The following is an 18015-nucleotide window of genomic DNA, read 5'->3' on the forward strand; positions in this document are numbered from 1 at the left end:
CCATAGTTGATGTTCTCAGTATAGTCAATCCGAAAGCGTCTATTCATCAGATACACATACGTGTCTATTTTAAACAAGATTAAATCTCCAAATTGCTTTAGCAGCTCATTCAGGTATCACTTATAATGCAAAAAGTGTGAAATTCCAATGTGTTTGGTACAATAAATATAGCAAACTTGGCGTTTGCGTGTTACTGATATAAGGAAAGTCAACGTTTATGCTACCGGATTGCCGGACACATACTTTGATCAGAAAGAAGGTTGGAATGATGGACTTGTGGTTTACGGAGAAGCAGACTCCCTCTTTCGGCATTACAGCAAAAATCAAACAAACCTACGTCTCTGAGAAAACAGATTTTCAGGATCTGGCTATGATCGAGACAGAGGAATTCGGCAATATGCTTGTTCTGGATGGCATGGTGATGACAACGGTTAAGGATGAATTTGTGTATCACGAAATGGTAGCACATCCGGCTTTGAATACACATCCGAATCCGAAAAAAGTTTTGGTTGTGGGTGGTGGCGATGGCGGCGTTATTCGTGAGGTCATCAAGCACCCTGAAGTGGAAAAGGCTGTATTGGTGGAGATTGACGGTAAGGTGATAGAATATTCTAAAAAATATTTGCCTGAAATTGCCGGAAAGCTGGACGAGCCTAATGTAGAAGTGCTGGTCAATGACGGATACATGCACATTATTGAACACAAAAATGAATACGACGTCATTATGGTCGATTCGACGGAGCCGGTAGGTCCGGCAGCCCCGCTGTTCGAGCGCGGGTTTTACCAAGGTATTTTTGAAGCATTGAAGGAAGACGGTATTTTCGTTGCACAAACGGATAATCCTTGGTTCAAGGCAGATCTGATTCAGAAGGTTAACAAAGATGTGAAGGAAATTTTCCCGATTGTGCGTGTATATGGTGCGAACATTCCAACCTATCCGAGTGGTCTATGGACATTCACGTTGGGTAGTAAGAAGTATGATCCGCTCGAAGTAGACGAAAACCGAATTCCAGAGATGGACACCCGATATTATAGTCCGCGTTTGCACAAAGCGGCGTTTGTACTACCTAAGTTTGTAGAGGATTTAACGAAGTAAACATTTTAAGAAAAAGCGTCTTAGTGGTCTTTATTGCCTGTTTCTGGGCGGAAAGGAGCGCTATAGGCGCTTTTTTGTCTTGAATAAGATTTAAAAATGGCCATGAAAGCATACTGGACACTGAATTTCCTTTTAAGATAAAAGAAGGAAATTTAAGGGTGTGTGTAGAATATACAAAAAACCAGACATTTAACAGATTTGTAATGTCAACAGGGACGGTTTGGTTATGGAAATACATAAATCGGCGATGTACCAAAGAGGGGGAAACTTTTTTGATCAGACGCTCTTTTTATTACCTGTGGGGGTCCCAGACGATCTCCAACGTAGCAGATATCATCTACATGTTGAGTGTAGTGGTATTGGTGTTCAGCTCAAGTAATTCCTTAATGACGACTATTCTAATCCCGCTGTTCCGATTGTCTGCCCAAGTGCTTAGTGGGCTCGTTGCACCAATCGTCCTCGGCCGATTTCGGCTAACACGCGTGTTGCTATTTTCCCAGTTTGGTCAGTTTGTCATTTTTACGCTACTGCTGCTTTATTTGTGGATCGTACCTGAGCAGAGGTCGTTTCTATTTATTTTTGTGATGGTGTTCGGTATGTCTTTTCTGGATGGCTGGACCAATCCTGCGCGTAATGCGCTTGTACCCCGTTTGGCTACGGGTGAAGGGCTAATGCGTGCCAACGGCATGGTGGCGGTCAGTGATCAGGTGGTCAGGTGTGCAGGCTGGGCGCTGAGCGGAATTATTGTGGCTTGGCTGGGTTCCCTGAATACGCTTGTGATTGCATCCTGTTGTTATCTCGTGGCTGTAACTGTCACGTCCTTTATTCGTGATCCGCTGGATCAGAAGGAATTAAGTCTTGAAGCTTCGGATTCCTCGACAAATGCAGTAGAGCCTGCAAAGGCAAAGGAAAAAGGCTCCCATTGGAAAGAGCTTGGGGAAGGCTGGACAATCATTTGGCACAACCGTCGTATTCGTTCTCTGATGATCGTCGATAGCGTGGATAGTATCGGGGGAGTCTCCTGGCTTGGGGTATTTATTCTGGCGTACGTCAGCCAAGTGCTGCATCGGGATGCGAGCTGGTGGGGCTTTATGAATGCGTCCTTTTTCTCGGGCACGATTTTGGGTGGATTGATTGTCGTTGGCTTGGTCAAGCGATTGCAAAAGAACAGCTTTTTGTACATGCTCGGAGCATTGCTGGTGTATGTACTGATTACCATTGTATTTGCGCTGAATACCATCCCCGTTGCTGCGCTTATTCTTTTTGCTGTATCAGGCTTACCTGTTCAAATGGCGGGGATTATTCGCCGCACCTTGCTGCAAACCAGTGCACCGCCAGCCCAGCTGCCCAAAGTGATGGCGGGAATTGATGTGCTTACAAATCTCGCTTTCGGTCTGTCTTTGTTATTCATGGGCTGGTATGCAGACCGTTTCGGTATGGTGCAGGTGTATTTGTTGGCTGCGGCCATGACTACCGTTGCTGTTCTGATCGGCTGGTTCTACCGCAGGGATTTTCAGGAAAGTGAGCAAATGGACCAACCAACCGCTACGGGCGCTGGGATTTAAAATTGGGGTTCCCGTTAGGCGTGACAGCATTCATTGGATGAGTTCAATTTTACAGGAACACCACTGGAATAACGTTGACGGTGGTGTTCCTTTCATATCATATTAAATTAAATGGTATGTCTGTTGAGCAATACGTGCCATTCCTAATGTCAGGTCCGTTTGCTCGTGAGATATGTTTTGACGGCAGGAGGAGTGTAATTTGTAAATTGCTGTAGGATTCCTTGCGAAGTAGTATCCGTAATTACCAACGCACGATATTTTTCCTGCATAAATTGTTCCTCAACCATACGATTAAACAAGGAAATAAGAGGATCGTAATAATGGTTAATATTTAAAAGACCGCATGGCTTTTCATGCAAGCCTAATTGCGCCCATGTGAAAATTTCAAAGTATTCTTCCATTGTACCTGGGCCACCTGGTAAAACAATGAATCCGTCCGCAATCTCTGCCATTTTAGATTTTCGTTCGTGCATGGAATCAACAATGATTAATTCGCTCAGGCCATTATGTGCAATTTCACGGCTTTGCAAAAAGTGAGGGAGTACACCGATGACGTGACCTCCTGCATGAAGTGCCGCGTCAGCCACTGCACCCATTAAACCAACACTTGCTCCTCCATAAATCAGGCTTATTTCCTGTTCGGCAAGTGCCTTGCCCAGAGCAACAGCATGCTCTCGATAAATCTCAGACGCTCCATTACTGGAACCGCAAAAAACAGCAATGCTTTTCATATGAGATTCTCCTTTATGTATATCTTTTTGCAAGTTTTTGCTGGTGTGTTCGAAATATATCCTCCAAGGTGATGTCATACTTGTTGGCGATCACGATGAGATTACCCAGTACGTCTCCAAGTTCTTCAGTTAAATGCTCCCTGTTCTCCTCGAATGAACCATCGATCTCATCAGGCCGGTCTCTGCCGATCTCCAGGGCGCGAATAGCTCTCGCAACCTCCCCGGTTTCCTCTGCCAAGAAACCAATTCGGACGAAGATATCTAAATCAGACCAGTTCCTCTCTTGATAATATTGCTTGACCCACTTTTGAAATTCATTAATATCCATATTCAGCCTCCCAACTGAAACCCATGCATGATGTTGGCTATACAAACCATAAGGTTTAGATGAAACGGAAACGTTTGTTCTCGTTTTATTATATAATATAGGGGGGGATTTATCAAAGAAAAATAAAAAAGCCAATTGCTTAAAAAGCAACCGACTTTTTTTAAGAACGTTGACCTTACTGATGCGACCGTATCCGGTCAGCCTTTTAAGCCGTAGTAAACTGGCTGTTATAGAGCGAGGCATAATGGCCGCCGCTGGCAAGCAGCCCCTCATGGGTACCACTTTCGACGACATCGCCGTTTTTCATGTATAGAATCAAATCCGCTTCGCGGATGGTCGATAGTCTGTGGGCGATCACAAAGCTGGTGCGTCCGGCAATCATTTTCATAAATGCTTTTTGGATACGTGCTTCTGTCAGGGTGTCTATGCTACTGGTGGCTTCATCTAGGATCAGCATAGGTGGATCGACCAGGATAACCCTCGCGATGGTGAGCAGTTGCTTTTGGCCTTGCGACAGGCTGTCGCCGGAACCGCTGATGACCGTATCGTAGCCATGAGGCAGTCGCTTGATGAAGCTATGCGCATTGGCAGCTGTTGCAGCCGCGATGACTTCTTCGTCCGTGGCTTCCGGCTTCCCGTAAGCGATATTGTCCCGAATGGTTCCGCTGAACAGCCATGTATCTTGAAGCACCATACCAAAGTTAGTCCGCAGGCTGTCCCGGCTCATGTCGTTGATATTCACCCCGTCGATGGATATCGAGCCGCTGTCCACATCGTAAAACCGCATGAGCAGATTGACGAGTGTGGTTTTGCCAGCTCCGGTCTGCCCGACAATGGCCACACGAGTGCCTGGCTTAACTTCTAAACTGAAGTTCGTAATGAGCGTACGTTCCGGGTTATAGGAGAATTTGACATGATCAAAAAGAATCGTGCCTTTGCTGCGCTCCAGCTGTACGGCGTTCGATTTTTCCGGCTGCTCTGGCGGTGAGTCCAAAATCGCAAATATGCGCTGAGCAGAAGCCGTGGCTGCCTGGAACTGGGTGAGAACACCCGTAATTTCATTAAAGGGCTTGGCGAACAAATTGGTATAAATCAGAAAGCTCGACAATCCACCTACCGAGATCCCACCCAAAATAATGGAAATACAGCCAATCATGGCGGTGACTGAAAAAGTCATGTTGTTCACCAATCGGGTAGAGGGGTTGGACAATGATCCGTAAAACTGCGATTTCACCCCGGCTTGATACAATTGTTCGTTTCTGGCGGAAAATTCCTCAAGCGAGCGGTTTTCATAATGAAAAGCAGTAACTACCCGTTGCCCGCCGATCATTTCTTCCACGTAACCGTTCAGGCTTCCTAAAATTTTGGCCTGTTCGCGGAACATACGCTGTGACCTTGTCGTAATGAACCGTGCCACACCGTATGTGATCGGGGCAGACACCAATACGACCAACGTCATGATCGGACTGATATACAGCATGAGTACAATGGAGCCTATAATCGTAATAATCCCGGTAATCAAGGTGGAAAATCCCTGCAGCAATCCATCCGACACAGCATCCATATCGTTCACGAAACGGCTAATGCTGTCTCCTTGCGGATGAGTGTCATGAAAGCTTAACGGAAGGATATTAAAATGATCAAATAACTCCCGCCGCATATCATTTACGGTCTGAAAAGCAATACGGTTCGTCAAATACGTGAGTAGCCAGCTAAACAGACTGCCTACAACATATACAATGCCTAATCCAGCTAGAATCTGTGCAATACCTTTAAAATTCACTGCTCCCTTATCCACCATGTGGTCGATAGCTTGACCAATCATGTAGGGTCCGATCAGACTGGCAAGCACGCTGAGAATCGCACTGACGATGACCCAAAATGTTGTTGTTTTATATTGACCGACATAGGTTAACGATCTTCTCCAGGTTTCCTTGCCACTCATTGGTCCACCTCCTGCGTTGAGAGCTGGGAGCGATTAATTTCCTGATATACCTCCGAGCTGCTCATCAACTGATCATGTGTGCCGATTCCGACAATCCGGCCTTCATCAAATACAATGATTTTATCAGCATGCTGTACGCTGCTTACTCGTTGCGAGACCAGTAGGACAGTCATGCGGGTGCTTTTTTCCCGTAGCGATTTCCGGAGGGCGGCGTCAGTTGCAAAATCAAGTGCGCTTGAGGAATCGTCCAAAATCAGAATTTCCGGATTGCCTACAATAGCTCTGGCAATGGTAAGTCGCTGTTTTTGTCCTCCCGATAGATTAAGTCCTCCTCGGGTGATCGGGGCATCGAATTTTTCCGGCAAGTTAGAAATAAATTCATCCGCTTGCGCGATTGCTGCGGCTTGAGCGACTTCCTCGTCGGTGGCGTGTTCATGTCCCCAACGGATATTATCCGCTATCGTCCCAGTGAACAGCAGCGCCTTCTGAGGAACAATACCGATTTTCTGCCGCAATTGCTCAAGCTTATACTGCCGTACGTCGATGCCGTCAACCTGTACACAACCCTCTACCGCATCATAGAAGCGGGGAATGAGATTCACAAAGGTGGATTTCCCCGAACCTGTTCCTCCGATGATTCCAACCGTTTCACCAGAATAGATGTTTACCACTACATCGTTAAGTGCCAGTTGCCCTGTCGTATTGTATCCAAAGGAAACATGATCAAAAGAGATGGCTGGTACAGCGCCATGCCCACTTGTTCCCTCCCTATCTATAGATGTAGAAGTAGCAGCAGTGTCGGAAATCGAAGCTTGCGTGTCTAGGACCTCCTGAATCCGCGCTGCTGAAGTGGCAGCCTTGGTGAACAAAATAATTAAATTGGTCACCACAATCAGAGCTAATAAAATTTGCGTAATGTAATTAATAAAGGCAATAATCTCCCCTTGTGTAAGTGATCCATATTGGATATGGATGGCGCCGATCCACAGGATTGCAATAATAGCTCCGTTTACCACCAGCAAGGTGGCAGGGCTTAGCAAAGCAGAAATACGTCCGACACGAATAGCGGTCTGAGTCAGGTCATCCGAAGCGGCGTTGAATTTAACTCGCTCAGCGCCTCTTTTGGCAAATGCGCGTATGACCCGTACGCCTGTAAGATTTTCGCTAAGTACCAGAGCGATTTTATCGAGTTTTTTTTGATACCGACGATACAGTGGTGAAGCCTTCGTAATGACCACATACAGGATCAAAGCTAGAACCGGTGTAGCCGCCAACAGCACCAAAGCCAGGCGGAAATCCAGGATCATGGACATGATAATAGCCCCGATACAAATAAAAGGAGCACGAATGACCAGACGAATCAGCATCGCTACAGCCGTTTGGAGTTGATTGACATCATTCGTAATCCGGTTGATGAGCGAGGGCGTACCGAACTTATCGAGATCAGCATAAGAAAACGATGAAATATGTTTAAACATCGTATTGCGCAGCGTAGTTCCGAATCCTTGGGAGGCACGGGCTGCGTAAAACTGACACACTAATGAACTGCCAAAGCCCAGTATAGTCATGAGTAACATCAAAAGACCCATCTGCCAAACATAATGGGTGTCTCCTTTACCTACACCATGATTGATCATTAAGGCAACCATAGTGGGCAGCAATAGTTCCAAGATGGCCTCAATCAGTTTAAATAGAGGCCCAAGAATCGTTTCCTTTTTATAGGGTTTCAAAAAAACAGCAAATTTCAGCAAATAAACCATCACCTAACCTAAATAATGTATATAGCCTCATGCCGCAATAGCATATCTGAATTTGATTATGTCATATCCCCAACCATATGAATAATATTTAATATATATTAGAGGTATAGGTTTTACATATATCAGTACCGGAGGGCCATAATGATGGAATTGAGACATCTCAAGTATTTTTTGGCGATCGCAGAGGCCGGACAGATTACAGCGGCAGCCAAAAAGCTGCAAATCGCACAGCCTCCCTTAAGTCAGCAGCTCATGCAACTGGAGGAAGAGCTTGGTGTAAAGCTCGTGCATCGAGGCTCGCGAAGCATCCAGTTGACGGAGGCCGGCATCATTTTACAGAATAGGGCCAAGCAGATTCTGGAGCTGACAGATGCCACAACGAGAGAAATTAACGATTTTGCCTTGGGGATGAAGGGTACGCTTACCATTGGAACGGTCTCCTCTTCCGGCGCAGCCCTAATGAAAGACAGGCTTTCCGAATTTCATAAAACCTATGCGGGTGTAAAATTTGAAATTCATGAGGGAAATACCTTTAGGATTCTCGATCTTTTGAACAAAGGAATTGTCGAGGTCGGTATCGTCAGAACCCCTTTTAATACCACTGATTTAGGGTGCAGATATGCGTCCTCCGAACCGATGATCGCAGTGATGACAGAAGAACATGACTGGAACCCCGAACAGAAGACCATCCCGTTGTCTGACTTGAAAAACAGGCCGCTCATCGTTTATCGCCGCTTTGAACAATTGATCCACGATACCTGTATAAAGCATGGCTTTGAGCCAAATTTCTTTTGCAAAAACGATGATGCTCGCACCACGCTTCATTGGGCTAATGAAGGGTTGGGGATCGGTATGATTTCGCGGTCTGCGTTGTCACTCGGAAGCAATAACCAGTTAATCGTTAAGGAAATTATGTGTGAAGAATTGCATACACGTGTGGCGGCTGTCTGGATGAAGGATAAATACATGTCTTCTCTAGCCTCTCGATTCATTGAAAGTTTTAGCCAAGCATCTGATGGAGCTGACTTAAGGTAGCTAAATTTTTTGGATGAAAGCATCTTTTTGTAAAAACTCATTTGAATTGCAATCGGGAACTGGATATAGTAGTACAGTAGGATAGCAATAGAATGGAGTTTGAATACATGCCACATAATGCAAAGGTCCGAATCCGTCTTCATAGTCATCATGACGGAGAAGATGTGGTACAGGAACTTCCCGGAGAAGCGATTGTGCGTGGGAAGCATCTATATATAAGGTACGATGAGCCGCAAGAAAGTCCTGAGGGCGGTACGACACGGAACACAGTCAAGATCGGACCGGATGAGCTAAAGCTGATTCGTCACGGTGAGGTACAATCAGAGCAGTCGTTTGCGCTGGGACGCAGGTTGCCTGGATTTTACCGCTCGCCTTATTTAAACCTGAACATGTCTGCGCATACGCAGAAGCTTGATATTCGGATGGATGGATTCAGCGGACATGTGAGCTGGACCTATGATCTGTACGTATTTGAGGATTTCTCGGGGCATTTTGCCATCAGTTTGCATATACAGGAGGAGCAATAATCATGACAAGCAATCCACTGGAACTTATTAATCAAAAGGTGACTTTAGCAATCGAGGCGGCGGTGCTGGCTGCCGGAATCGTGAGCCGCGAAGAGCTGCCGACCATTACGCTGGAGGTGCCCAAGGACAAGTCACACGGTGATTTGGCTACCAACGTTGCGATGCAGCTCACCCGCATTGCGAAGAAGAACCCACGGCAAATCGCTGAAGACTTAATCGCGAATATGGATTTAGCTTCCGCTTCTATTGAAAGTGCGGAAATCGCTGGACCGGGTTTTATTAACTTCCGCCTGAACAAGAGCTACCTGTACGCAGTCATTGGACAAGTGCAGGAGCAGGGGGCAGATTACGGGCGTATACAGGAAGGTGCAGGCAAAAAGGTACAAATCGAGTTTGTCAGCGCCAATCCGACAGGTAGCCTTCACTTAGGTCATGCACGTGGTGCAGCCGTAGGGGATGCTCTTTGCAACGTGCTTGATTTTGCCGGATACAAAGTAACTCGTGAATACTACATTAATGATGCGGGCAACCAGATTTACAACATGAGCCGCTCTATTGAAGCGCGTTATTTGCAGGAGCTGGGACAGCCTGCGGAGATGCCGGAGGATGGTTACCATGGTGAGGATATCATCGGGTTTGCCAAGGAACTGGTGGCCGAAAAGGGCGATTCTCTGTTGTCCATGGAACCGGGAGATCGTGCTGCTTATTTCCGTGACTACGGTCTGGAAAAGGAACTAAACAAGATTAAGCGTGATCTGGAGCTGTTCCGTGTACCTTTTGACTCCTGGTTCAGCGAAACGTCGCTGTATGAAAATGGTGAAGTGCTTAAAGCGCTGAATGAGCTGCGTGACCGTGAAGAGATTTACGAGAAGGACGGAGCTACATGGCTGAATACGACCAAGTACGGCGACGATAAAGACCGTGTCTTGATCAAAAATGACGGTACATATACGTACCTGACCCCGGATATCGCTTACCATCGCGATAAATATGCTCGTGGGTATGACACGATCATCAACATTTGGGGAGCGGATCACCATGGCTATATTCCACGGATGAAGGCAGCAATGGAAGCACTGGGTAATGACCCGGATAAGCTTAAAGTGTTGATTGCCCAAATGGTCAGCTTGTTCCAAAATGGGGAAAAAGTAAAAATGTCCAAACGTACTGGCAAGGCCGTGACGATGGAAGATCTGATGGAAGAAGTGGGTGTAGACGCGATCCGTTACTTCTTCACTATGCGCAGCATGGATTCGCACCTGGATTTTGACATGGATTTGGCGATTTCCACTTCCAATGAGAATCCAGTATTCTACGTACAATATGCGCACGCACGTGCATGCAGCGTATATCGTCAAGCTGAAGAGCAGGGGATTGCTGTGCTGCCGTTGGCGGAAGTTGACTTGTCCAAGCTGACGGCTGAGCATGAATACGATTTGCTCCGCAAAATCGGCGAGCTGCCGGAGGAAGTATCGGTGGCGGCTGCAAACTTTGCACCACACCGTATGATTCGCTATGTCTACGAGCTGGCTTCATTGTTCCACAGCTACTATAAGGCAGAGCGCGTCATTACAGAGGATGCCGCTCAAACGCAGGCACGCTTGGCGTTGTTTGGTGCGGTGCGCACGACCATTGCCAACGTACTGAAGCTGGTGGGCGTGTCTGCACCGGAACGTATGTAAGCAAGCAACTTTAACATCATGACCTTGTAGTCATATAAATAATAATAAAAGGAACCGAGGCGCCACTCTCAACAGGTTGGCGCCTCGGTTCCTTTTTATGTTGGATTAGCTTAGTAGCGTTCCAGTACCAAATTCGTTTTCAGGGAATCGGCGGGAACCAGCCATCCTTTGGATTGCAACAGGTTCATCAGCTTGGTGCGGTTGCTGGCGGCAACACTGTAATCCGAGGTTTTGAAGGAGATTTCGATAATATTTTCTGTACCTGATCCGTTTGCGCTGCGAATAGGCCATATTTCAACGTCGGTATCCAGTCCCTGAAAGCTACCTTCATATTTGCTGACCTGTACCGGACCGCGTACTCTGGAGTCTGCCAGAGTTTTCTTGCCCCAGTTGCTGGATTTCCAGTTTTGCAGCTTGCCCGGAAGATTATCCTGTAGTTGCTTTAATGCTTGATCTGGGGAAGGCAGAGCCAATCCTTTGGAGGCGTTTGTTTTTTTATCATTGGAAAAACTTAGTGTTTGCTTGCTGTATCCCCAATCCACCTCAGCCTCATAATTATCATCAGATGCGCTGAACCCTTCTTTATTCGCTTGGGTGAGCGCCGCGTCGATATTTCCATTTGTGACCGTATAGCGCTTTTTGTAGGTTAATTCATAATTTTTTTTGTCCTCTTTTTTGCGAAACCTCACGTTCCAGCCCTCGTCATTTAATTGCAATGAATTTGTATCAAAATACTCGACGCTCAATCGTTGTGCATCGTCGCTAATTTGAAACTCGTTCACGATGCCACTTTTTAATGAGCCATCCGCATTGAGCACCTGAGCCGTATCCAGTAGTAGCTTCACCTCATAGCTTGGTGTGGCATTGGCGGCAGCTTGTACCGGTTCTGCTCCTTTCCATCCTGTTACGAGCAGTACTGCACTCAGAGTTACTACCGACATCAATTGGGTGATACGAAGGCCTGTTTTCATTTCATCCTCTCCTGTTCGTCCGAATAGGTTACACGCTACACTTTATGGGTGTATTGTCAGTCGTATGTCAAAGCAAGAGGGTACTCCGGTAAAAAAAAGACATAATTTCTATATGACAGGTAAGATTTAATCTTGGTTCCATGATAAATATTCGGTGAATCTGTGAATGAGTGCCGAGCGATGGCGGTCTTTGTTGCTGACCATATAAATATACCGCTCAACAGACTGCCCCGGAATAGGTCTTACAACCAGTAAGCCCCGCTCAACCTCTGACTGAACGGCAATGCGAGAGACAAAGGAGATGTGTTCTCCCAGCATAACCGCCTGTTTGATGGCTTCCAGTGAATCCAACTCCAGATAGGAGGGAAGTCGCCGACTCCCACGCTCCAGCCATTTGTCGGTCACGTGGCGTGTGCTGGAATCCTTGCCATGTAATACGAAGGAGGAAGAAGCGATAAGCTCGGGTGTCAAATCGGTTTCGTTGGCGAGCGGATGAGTGGGTGAGCAGATGAGCATCAGTTCATCTTCGCCCAAGGATTCTGAGAGTAGCGTTGGGGATTGAAACGGCTCTGCCGAAATGATGCCAAGATCAATTTCGTGACGAGCGAGCATGTCCTTGATCACGGGCGCAGTTTTCACAGACAAGGCGATGTGAATGCCCGGATGCTCACGGGCAAAGCGGTGCAACACAGCAGGAAGCAAGTAGGTAGCGGGTACATAGCTTGCGCCAATACGTATGCTTCCCCGCTGGAGCGTATCGAACTCGCGGACGACTCGCTCAGCTTCGGCAGCCAGTGCATTAATTTTGCTGGCATAGTGCAGTAGCGCATTTCCAGCATCCGTCAGGATGATTTTGCCCATGCGTGTGTCAAACAGCTTTACGCCGAATTCACGCTCCAGATTTTTCATATGAAAAGTAACAGTGGGTTGCTTTAGGCCAAGAAGCTCGGCGACCGTGGTAATTTTATGGTGCTTATTCAGCAGTTCTACAATATGTAACTTTAGAAGACTTAAATTCACTTAGAATGCCTCGCTTTCAGGTTAATCGAACAATCATGCCTATTTGTATGGGTAGCAGCATCAATCCCCTCTATATAGATTAAATCTATGAGTGTTAACACAATTCATTGAAATAATTAATTTTGTTTTAACTTTCCAATAACACAGCTTGCGAATTCAAGTTTTACACTGGGGTCAGTCAGAAGAACAGGCAGGTAATGCGATGAATCAGGATCTATATATTCACGGATTAAGTAAAACCTTCAGCCAAATAACAGCGCTGCATGAGACGAATCTGGTCGTACGACGGGGTAAATTCACAACACTGCTCGGACCGTCCGGATGTGGGAAAACAACGCTCTTGCGCTTGATTGCTGGTCTGGAGACACCGGATACCGGCACAATCACGATGGGAGAGGAAATTCTTTTTTCGGCAGAACGAAAAAAGGATATTCCCGCGCATCTCCGCCACTTTGGTATGGTCTTTCAGGATTTCGCGTTGTGGCCGCATATGACGGTGTTTGAAAATGTGGCCTTCGGCCTGCGTGCGGGCAGGCGCGGGAAAGGGTTTGCCAGCGCCCGAGACAAGAAACTGCGGACAGTGGTGCTGGAGGCGCTCGACATGGTCAGATTGTCAGGGATGGAGGAACGGTATCCTCATCAGCTGTCCGGTGGTCAGCAGCAGCGGGTTGCCTTCGCAAGAGCGGTTGCTATCCGGCCTCGACTGGTTTTGTTCGACGAGCCTCTCAGTGCGCTGGATGCGGTGCTACGGGAGGAGATGCGCATTGAGATGCTGTCGCTTGTGCGCGATCTGGGGCTGACCGCCCTATATGTCACCCATGATCAGATCGAGGCCATGTCCATGTCTGATGAAGTGGTTGTTATGAAAAGTGGACATATTTTGCAGACCGGAACACCAGAGGTGATCTACGGTTGCCCAGCTCATCCAGAGGTGGCGAGGTTTATCGGCAAATCCAACTGGCTGGAGTTGGAACGGACACTATTTCGTCCTGAACATGTCCGTTGGGAACAGGAGCAAGCGGATCAGCACGCTTTTACAGTAGAGATCCTGCATGTCAGCTATGTCGGCGATCGTTATGAAATTCGTATACTAGCCGAGAGCGGCGAGCAATGGACTGCATATCATTCCATCCGCTTGCCCATAGGTCAACAAATGAACATTTGGGTATCACCGCAACACATCCACCAACTTGAAGCATAGGGAAAAGGGGTATATAAGATGATGAATAGGCATGTTTTTCGTACAGGATGGAAAAAAGGGACGATGCTCGCATTAACCTTGACTTTTGGACTCGCTGTGGCGGGTTGCGGAACAGCAACGCCAACCAAGGATGGGGCGCCAGCTAATGGATCAGCAGGACAAGCGGAGGCGGCATCCACCGATCAGAAGTTGGTGGTCTACAGCGCAGGCCCGGATGGACTGGCGAAAAAGCTGATAGCAGGATATGAGGCGCAGAGCGGAGTGAAGGTAGAGTTGTTCCAGGGAACGACAGGAAAAATTTTGGCCCGTATGGAAGCCGAGAAGACAAATCCGGTAGCGGACGTGGTTGTGCTGGCATCGCTTCCGTCTGTACAAGGCTTGAAAAAGGAAGGACTAACACTGCCTTACCCGGATGCCAAAAACGCGGACAAGCTAAATCCAGACTGGTCCGATAAGGAGGGCAACTACTTCAGTACCAGTGCTTCTGCTCTGGGCATTGCGTATAACACAAAGCTGGTGAAAACACCACCAACTTCATGGGCCGATTTAGCGAAGCCTGAGTACAAGGATCAGGTTAATATTCCCGATCCATCCCTGTCCGGCTCAGCGTTGGATTTTATGACAGGCTATCTGAGCGCCAAGGGCGATGGAGGCTGGACGTTGTTCGAGCAGTACAAGGCTAACGGTGTTGCTATGGCTGGTGCCAATCAGGAAGCGCTGGACCCCGTGATTACCGGAGCTAAAGGTATAGTCGTTGCTGCAGTCGATTACATGACCTACAAGGCTAAAGCCAAAGGCGAGCCGATTGACATCGTCTATCCAACAGAGGGAACCGTCATCAGCCCACGTCCTGCTGCAATTCTCAGGTCAACGCAGCATGAGCAGAATGCCAAGGCATTTATTGACTATCTGTTGTCGGACGACGCACAGAAACTAGTAGCGGATGCCTCCTTACTCCCGGGCCGCACGGATATCAAAGCTGACAAGCGTGCCAATCTGGACGAGATCCCATTGCTGAAGACCAATTGGGAATGGATGGGCGAACATGGATCAGACGTGACAGAGAAGTTCACGCAAATGTTCAAATAAGCCGATGGGAGGCTTATCCGTTAAACACATCAGAGCGTGGTGTCTGACGCTGGCTCTGATCGCGCTTCTTTTCTTGATTGTGATGCCGTTGCTGCAAATCTTTATCCAAAGTGTGTATGTTGATGAAGAATTTCAGTGGGATGCACCTTTTCGAACGTTAGCTGCTTCACCATTTGCGGGAGTGCTATTCAGCTCGATTTGGCTAGGTATCTGTGTGATTGCAGGAACAACGGTACTTGCACTTCCGCTAGCCTGGATCATGTCCAACACTCGTCTTGCGCACTGGCGCTGGTTGGATGTCGTGCTGCTAATTCCGTTTATGACCCCGCCCTATATCGGGTCCATGGGCTGGATTCTGTTTATGCAAAAAAACGGATATCTGGAGCAGTTGTTCCCGGACCTGTATTTCTTAACGCCATCCTTCTTTAGCCTTGGTGGCATGGTGATGATCATGAGCCTACATCTATTTCCATTCCTGTACCTGCTGCTGCGCGGGGCGCTGGTGAGGATTGGCGGGAGTCTGGAGGAGGCGGGTGCCGTAATGGGCGGCGGCTTTCTGTACAGATTCCGTCGAATCATTTTACCGCTGCTGCTTTCGGCTTACGGAATGGGCGCGCTGCTCATTTTCGTTAAAACGATTGCCGAGTTTGGCACCCCCGCTACCTTTGGGCGACGTATCGGGTATGAGGTCATGACTTCAGAAATCCACAAATACATTTCTAGCTGGCCCATAGATTTTAGCAAAGCGACGTCGATGGCCTCGGTGCTGTTAACCGCCTGCCTGCTCATGTGGTATGCGCAGTCGGTGATCAACCGGAAGTTTACGTATAGGCTGGTAGGTGGTAAAGGTTCGCGTCCGTCCCGTCTTCGTATATCCGGTTGGACTACGGGGCTGAGTGTTGCATTCATTCTATTGTTGCTCATTGCGTCCATTGGCATTCCTTATTTTTCAATTCTTTCAGCCTCGACGATGAAGCTGAGGGGAATGGGACTTGCCTGGGATAATTTGACGCTCGACTCTTACAAGGAACTGCTGTCTTGGGGATCAGAGAGTATGGAGGCGCTCCTGAACAGCGTATTTCTCTCTTTGGGCGCATCGACGCTTGCTGTGGTGCTGGGCACTTGGTTTGCACTTGTCATTGGCGGCTCACGCACAAGAATCCAACGGACGGTTGATGCATTTAGTTTGCTTCCGAATACGGTGCCGGGAATTGTTATGGTGGTGGGCCTGATTTTGTGGTGGAACTCACCATGGATGCCGATTCCATTGTATAACACATACGGCATGGTCATTCTGACGTATGTTATCTTGTTTGTTCCTTATACTGTGCAGTATGTCAAAAGCGCCTTTACACAGGTGGACGCTGGCCTTTTTCAGGCGGGGCAGGTATTTGGCGGGCGACCGTCTTATATATTCCGCCGGATTGTACTGCCGCTGATTGTACCGGGAATGCTCGCTGGTTGGATGATGACATTTACCATTGCTTCACGCGAATTGGTAGGATCATTACTGATTTTGCCACCATCCGTTCAGACGTCAGCAACCTACATATTTGCACAATTTGAACAGGGACAGGTGTCGCTTGGGATGGCGATGGCTGTCATATCGGTCGGAATGACCACGTTGCTACTGATCTTAATGGAAAGCTTAAACTCGCGAAGAAAGTGGAAATAATCATGACTAAGCTTAGGATTTGGGGAGGGGCGGGCGAACATGGCCGTTCCTGCTATGTTTTTGAAGGAAAACAGCATCGCGTCATGCTGGATTGTGGCGTGAAAAAGGAAGGAACCGGACAATATCCGGTTTTCCCACCGCAGGTGGCGGAGAGACTGACCGCTGTATTGCTGTCTCATGCACATGAGGATCATTCCATGGCACTCCCCCTACTGTACAAGTATGGATACCAGGGGGAGGTCTGGACGACCAAGGCCACTGCTGAGCAGTTAGGCTCCTATTTTCGCTCCTGGCATACTTATGTTGAATCAAGAGGAGCAGAACTACCATACGACGAACAGAACATCCAATCCATTGCTTATCGCTATCTAGAAGATGAGGCGCCAGCAGGAGAATGGCTTGAGGCTTGTCCGAGTATGAGAATCATGTGGGGACGCAGTGGACATTTGGCTGGTGCAGTATGGTATGTGGTAGAAATGGAAGGGAAGCGGTTGTTTTTTTCTGGAGATTACAGCCGCGAATCTGAGCTTCTTGCTGCCGATGCGCCAGACTTGGGTGTTGGGGAGGGGCTGCATGACCTGCCTGAATGGAAGTCAGAGCCCAATCTAGCGGACATATCCATTATGGACAATGCGTATGGCATGGATATAGACCCGCAGCCTGTTAAGCTGGAGCGGCTGAGGGTCGAGATGGAGCGGATATTATGGTCTGGTGGCCATGTGTTGTTGCCGGTGCCTGCCTTTGGCAGAGGACAGGACTTGATTGTATGGGCTAGTGAGCAATTCCCTGAACAGGCAATGATTGTAGAGCACGACATATGGCAGGGATTGAAACAGTTAAACCGCTGGAAAGAATGGCTGCGTCCGGAAGCTCTAGCGCGAATAAAACATGTGCTAAACAGTGACAGGGTCTTCGTGCCTCGTGATGCTGCGGAACGAGTGAGTCTGCTGGAACAGAACCCAACGGCTATTATCATAACAAGAGACGGCATGATGGATTCCCCACAGGCGCGCTGGTACTATCAGTATCTATCGGATAACCGCAACATGGGGGAGGGTAATGATAGCGGAGAAAGAATCAGCAACAGTGTTATATTGACCGGGCATGCTCCACATGGTTCTTTTGGCAAATATCTGTTGGAACGTATGGATCAAAATAACAGCTGTGTAGCTCGGCATTTGATTTATAAGGTGCATCAGGGATTATCAGATGTGCGGCAAATGCTGAAGGAGCTGCCTAGCAAACAGGTTGTACTCGTTCATGCGCCGAAGCTGCAGACTGACCTGGTACGAGATGAGTTGATAAGAGAAGAAAATAGTGGATGTGAAGGTCCTTCCAGAAAAGTTCACTCTCTGGAGCCAGGCGATACACTAGAGGTTTAGCATCACAT

15 protein-coding genes are annotated in these 18015 nt (G+C 47.8%); 9 read left to right on the forward strand and 6 right to left on the reverse strand.

Annotated elements, in window-relative coordinates; genetic code table 11:
* Positions 1-268: 268 nt before the first annotated feature.
* Together speE and MKY98_RS00610 are read left to right on the forward strand one after the other, a co-directional pair.
* Entirely contained in the window at positions 269-1096 is an 828-nt protein-coding gene (speE, locus tag MKY98_RS00605; protein ID WP_029514919.1) for a polyamine aminopropyltransferase, read from the forward strand.
* A gap of 272 nt (positions 1097-1368) precedes the next feature.
* The gene (locus tag MKY98_RS00610; RefSeq protein ID WP_069011485.1) at positions 1369-2661 is read left to right on the forward strand and encodes an MFS transporter; all 1293 of its coding nucleotides are present in this window, start codon (positions 1369-1371) and stop codon (positions 2659-2661) included.
* Between the two features lie 149 nt (positions 2662-2810).
* Here the strand turns inward: MKY98_RS00610 and MKY98_RS00615 are convergent, their stop codons facing one another.
* From MKY98_RS00615 to MKY98_RS00630, 4 genes are all read right to left on the reverse strand, one after another.
* Positions 2811-3392: an LOG family protein gene (locus MKY98_RS00615; protein ID WP_029514915.1), complete on the reverse strand. Its 582-nt coding sequence runs from the start codon at positions 3390-3392 to the stop codon at positions 2811-2813.
* 13 nt (positions 3393-3405) lie between these two features.
* Entirely contained in the window at positions 3406-3720 is a 315-nt protein-coding gene (locus MKY98_RS00620; protein ID WP_029514913.1) for a MazG nucleotide pyrophosphohydrolase domain-containing protein, read from the reverse strand.
* A 205-nt stretch (positions 3721-3925) separates the two neighbouring features.
* Positions 3926-5665 carry an ABC transporter ATP-binding protein gene (locus MKY98_RS00625; protein ID WP_069011484.1) on the reverse strand — a complete coding sequence of 580 codons (1740 nt, stop codon included), beginning with the start codon at positions 5663-5665 and terminating at the stop codon, positions 3926-3928.
* On the reverse strand, positions 5662-7416 hold the full coding sequence (locus MKY98_RS00630) for an ABC transporter ATP-binding protein (RefSeq protein ID WP_069011483.1): 1755 nt from the start codon (positions 7414-7416) through the stop codon (positions 5662-5664). Before MKY98_RS00630 ends, MKY98_RS00625 begins: the two co-directional genes overlap by 4 nt.
* Positions 7417-7569: 153 nt before the next feature.
* Between MKY98_RS00630 and MKY98_RS00635 the strand changes: the two genes are divergently transcribed.
* The 3 genes from MKY98_RS00635 to argS all read left to right on the forward strand — a co-directional run bounded on the left by MKY98_RS00635 (position 7570) and on the right by argS (position 10669).
* Entirely contained in the window at positions 7570-8460 is an 891-nt protein-coding gene (locus MKY98_RS00635; protein WP_029514908.1) for a LysR family transcriptional regulator, read from the forward strand.
* A 92-nt stretch (positions 8461-8552) separates the two neighbouring features.
* Complete coding sequence (locus tag MKY98_RS00640; RefSeq protein ID WP_080658551.1) at positions 8553-8987, forward strand: DUF1934 domain-containing protein; 435 nt, start codon at positions 8553-8555, stop codon at positions 8985-8987.
* Between the two features lie 2 nt (positions 8988-8989).
* The gene (gene argS, locus MKY98_RS00645; protein ID WP_069011482.1) at positions 8990-10669 is read left to right on the forward strand and encodes an arginine--tRNA ligase; all 1680 of its coding nucleotides are present in this window, start codon (positions 8990-8992) and stop codon (positions 10667-10669) included.
* Positions 10670-10779: 110 nt separating this feature from the next.
* Here the strand turns inward: argS and MKY98_RS00650 are convergent, their stop codons facing one another.
* Entirely contained in the window at positions 10780-11640 is an 861-nt protein-coding gene (locus MKY98_RS00650; RefSeq protein WP_069011481.1) for a hypothetical protein, read from the reverse strand.
* Positions 11641-11766: 126 nt separating this feature from the next.
* Complete coding sequence (locus MKY98_RS00655) at positions 11767-12660, reverse strand: LysR family transcriptional regulator (RefSeq protein WP_029514902.1); 894 nt, start codon at positions 12658-12660, stop codon at positions 11767-11769.
* A 202-nt stretch (positions 12661-12862) separates the two neighbouring features.
* On the opposite strand from MKY98_RS00655, the gene MKY98_RS00660 reads away from it, so the two are divergent.
* From MKY98_RS00660 to MKY98_RS00675, 4 genes are read left to right on the forward strand one after another with little or no spacing between them, the layout of a single operon-like run.
* A complete protein-coding gene (locus MKY98_RS00660; RefSeq protein WP_069011480.1) occupies positions 12863-13861 on the forward strand; it encodes an ABC transporter ATP-binding protein in 999 nt (332 codons plus the stop codon).
* Positions 13862-13879: 18 nt separating this feature from the next.
* Positions 13880-14950 carry an ABC transporter substrate-binding protein gene (locus MKY98_RS00665; protein WP_069011479.1) on the forward strand — a complete coding sequence of 357 codons (1071 nt, stop codon included), beginning with the start codon at positions 13880-13882 and terminating at the stop codon, positions 14948-14950.
* Positions 14951-14954: 4 nt separating this feature from the next.
* Complete coding sequence (locus tag MKY98_RS00670) at positions 14955-16625, forward strand: ABC transporter permease (RefSeq protein ID WP_069011478.1); 1671 nt, start codon at positions 14955-14957, stop codon at positions 16623-16625.
* Positions 16622-18007: an MBL fold metallo-hydrolase gene (locus MKY98_RS00675; RefSeq protein WP_069011494.1), complete on the forward strand. Its 1386-nt coding sequence runs from the start codon at positions 16622-16624 to the stop codon at positions 18005-18007. The genes MKY98_RS00670 and MKY98_RS00675 overlap by 4 nt, the downstream gene beginning before the upstream one ends.
* Positions 18008-18015 lie beyond the last annotated feature (8 nt).

The sequence above is a fragment of the Paenibacillus sp. FSL M8-0228 genome, from assembly GCF_038007385.1.
In the GTDB taxonomy this organism is placed as follows: Bacteria; Bacillota; Bacilli; order Paenibacillales; family Paenibacillaceae; genus Paenibacillus; species Paenibacillus polymyxa_D.

Bases quoted from the DNA above. Each gene is read 5' to 3' on its own strand.
- MKY98_RS00615 (WP_029514915.1), bottom strand. From the start codon at position 3,392: ATGAAAAGCATTGCTGTTTTTTGCGGTTCCAGTAATGGAGCGTCTGAG.
- speE (WP_029514919.1), top strand. From the start codon at position 269: ATGGACTTGTGGTTTACGGAGAAGCAGACTCCCTCTTTCGGCATTACA.
- argS (WP_069011482.1), top strand. From the start codon at position 8,990: ATGACAAGCAATCCACTGGAACTTATTAATCAAAAGGTGACTTTAGCA.
- MKY98_RS00640 (WP_080658551.1), top strand. From the start codon at position 8,553: ATGGAGTTTGAATACATGCCACATAATGCAAAGGTCCGAATCCGTCTT.
- MKY98_RS00660 (WP_069011480.1), top strand. From the start codon at position 12,863: ATGAATCAGGATCTATATATTCACGGATTAAGTAAAACCTTCAGCCAA.
- MKY98_RS00650 (WP_069011481.1), bottom strand. From the start codon at position 11,640: ATGAAAACAGGCCTTCGTATCACCCAATTGATGTCGGTAGTAACTCTG.
- MKY98_RS00620 (WP_029514913.1), bottom strand. From the start codon at position 3,720: ATGGATATTAATGAATTTCAAAAGTGGGTCAAGCAATATTATCAAGAG.
- MKY98_RS00670 (WP_069011478.1), top strand. From the start codon at position 14,955: ATGGGAGGCTTATCCGTTAAACACATCAGAGCGTGGTGTCTGACGCTG.
- MKY98_RS00635 (WP_029514908.1), top strand. From the start codon at position 7,570: ATGGAATTGAGACATCTCAAGTATTTTTTGGCGATCGCAGAGGCCGGA.
- MKY98_RS00625 (WP_069011484.1), bottom strand. From the start codon at position 5,665: ATGAGTGGCAAGGAAACCTGGAGAAGATCGTTAACCTATGTCGGTCAA.
- MKY98_RS00665 (WP_069011479.1), top strand. From the start codon at position 13,880: ATGATGAATAGGCATGTTTTTCGTACAGGATGGAAAAAAGGGACGATG.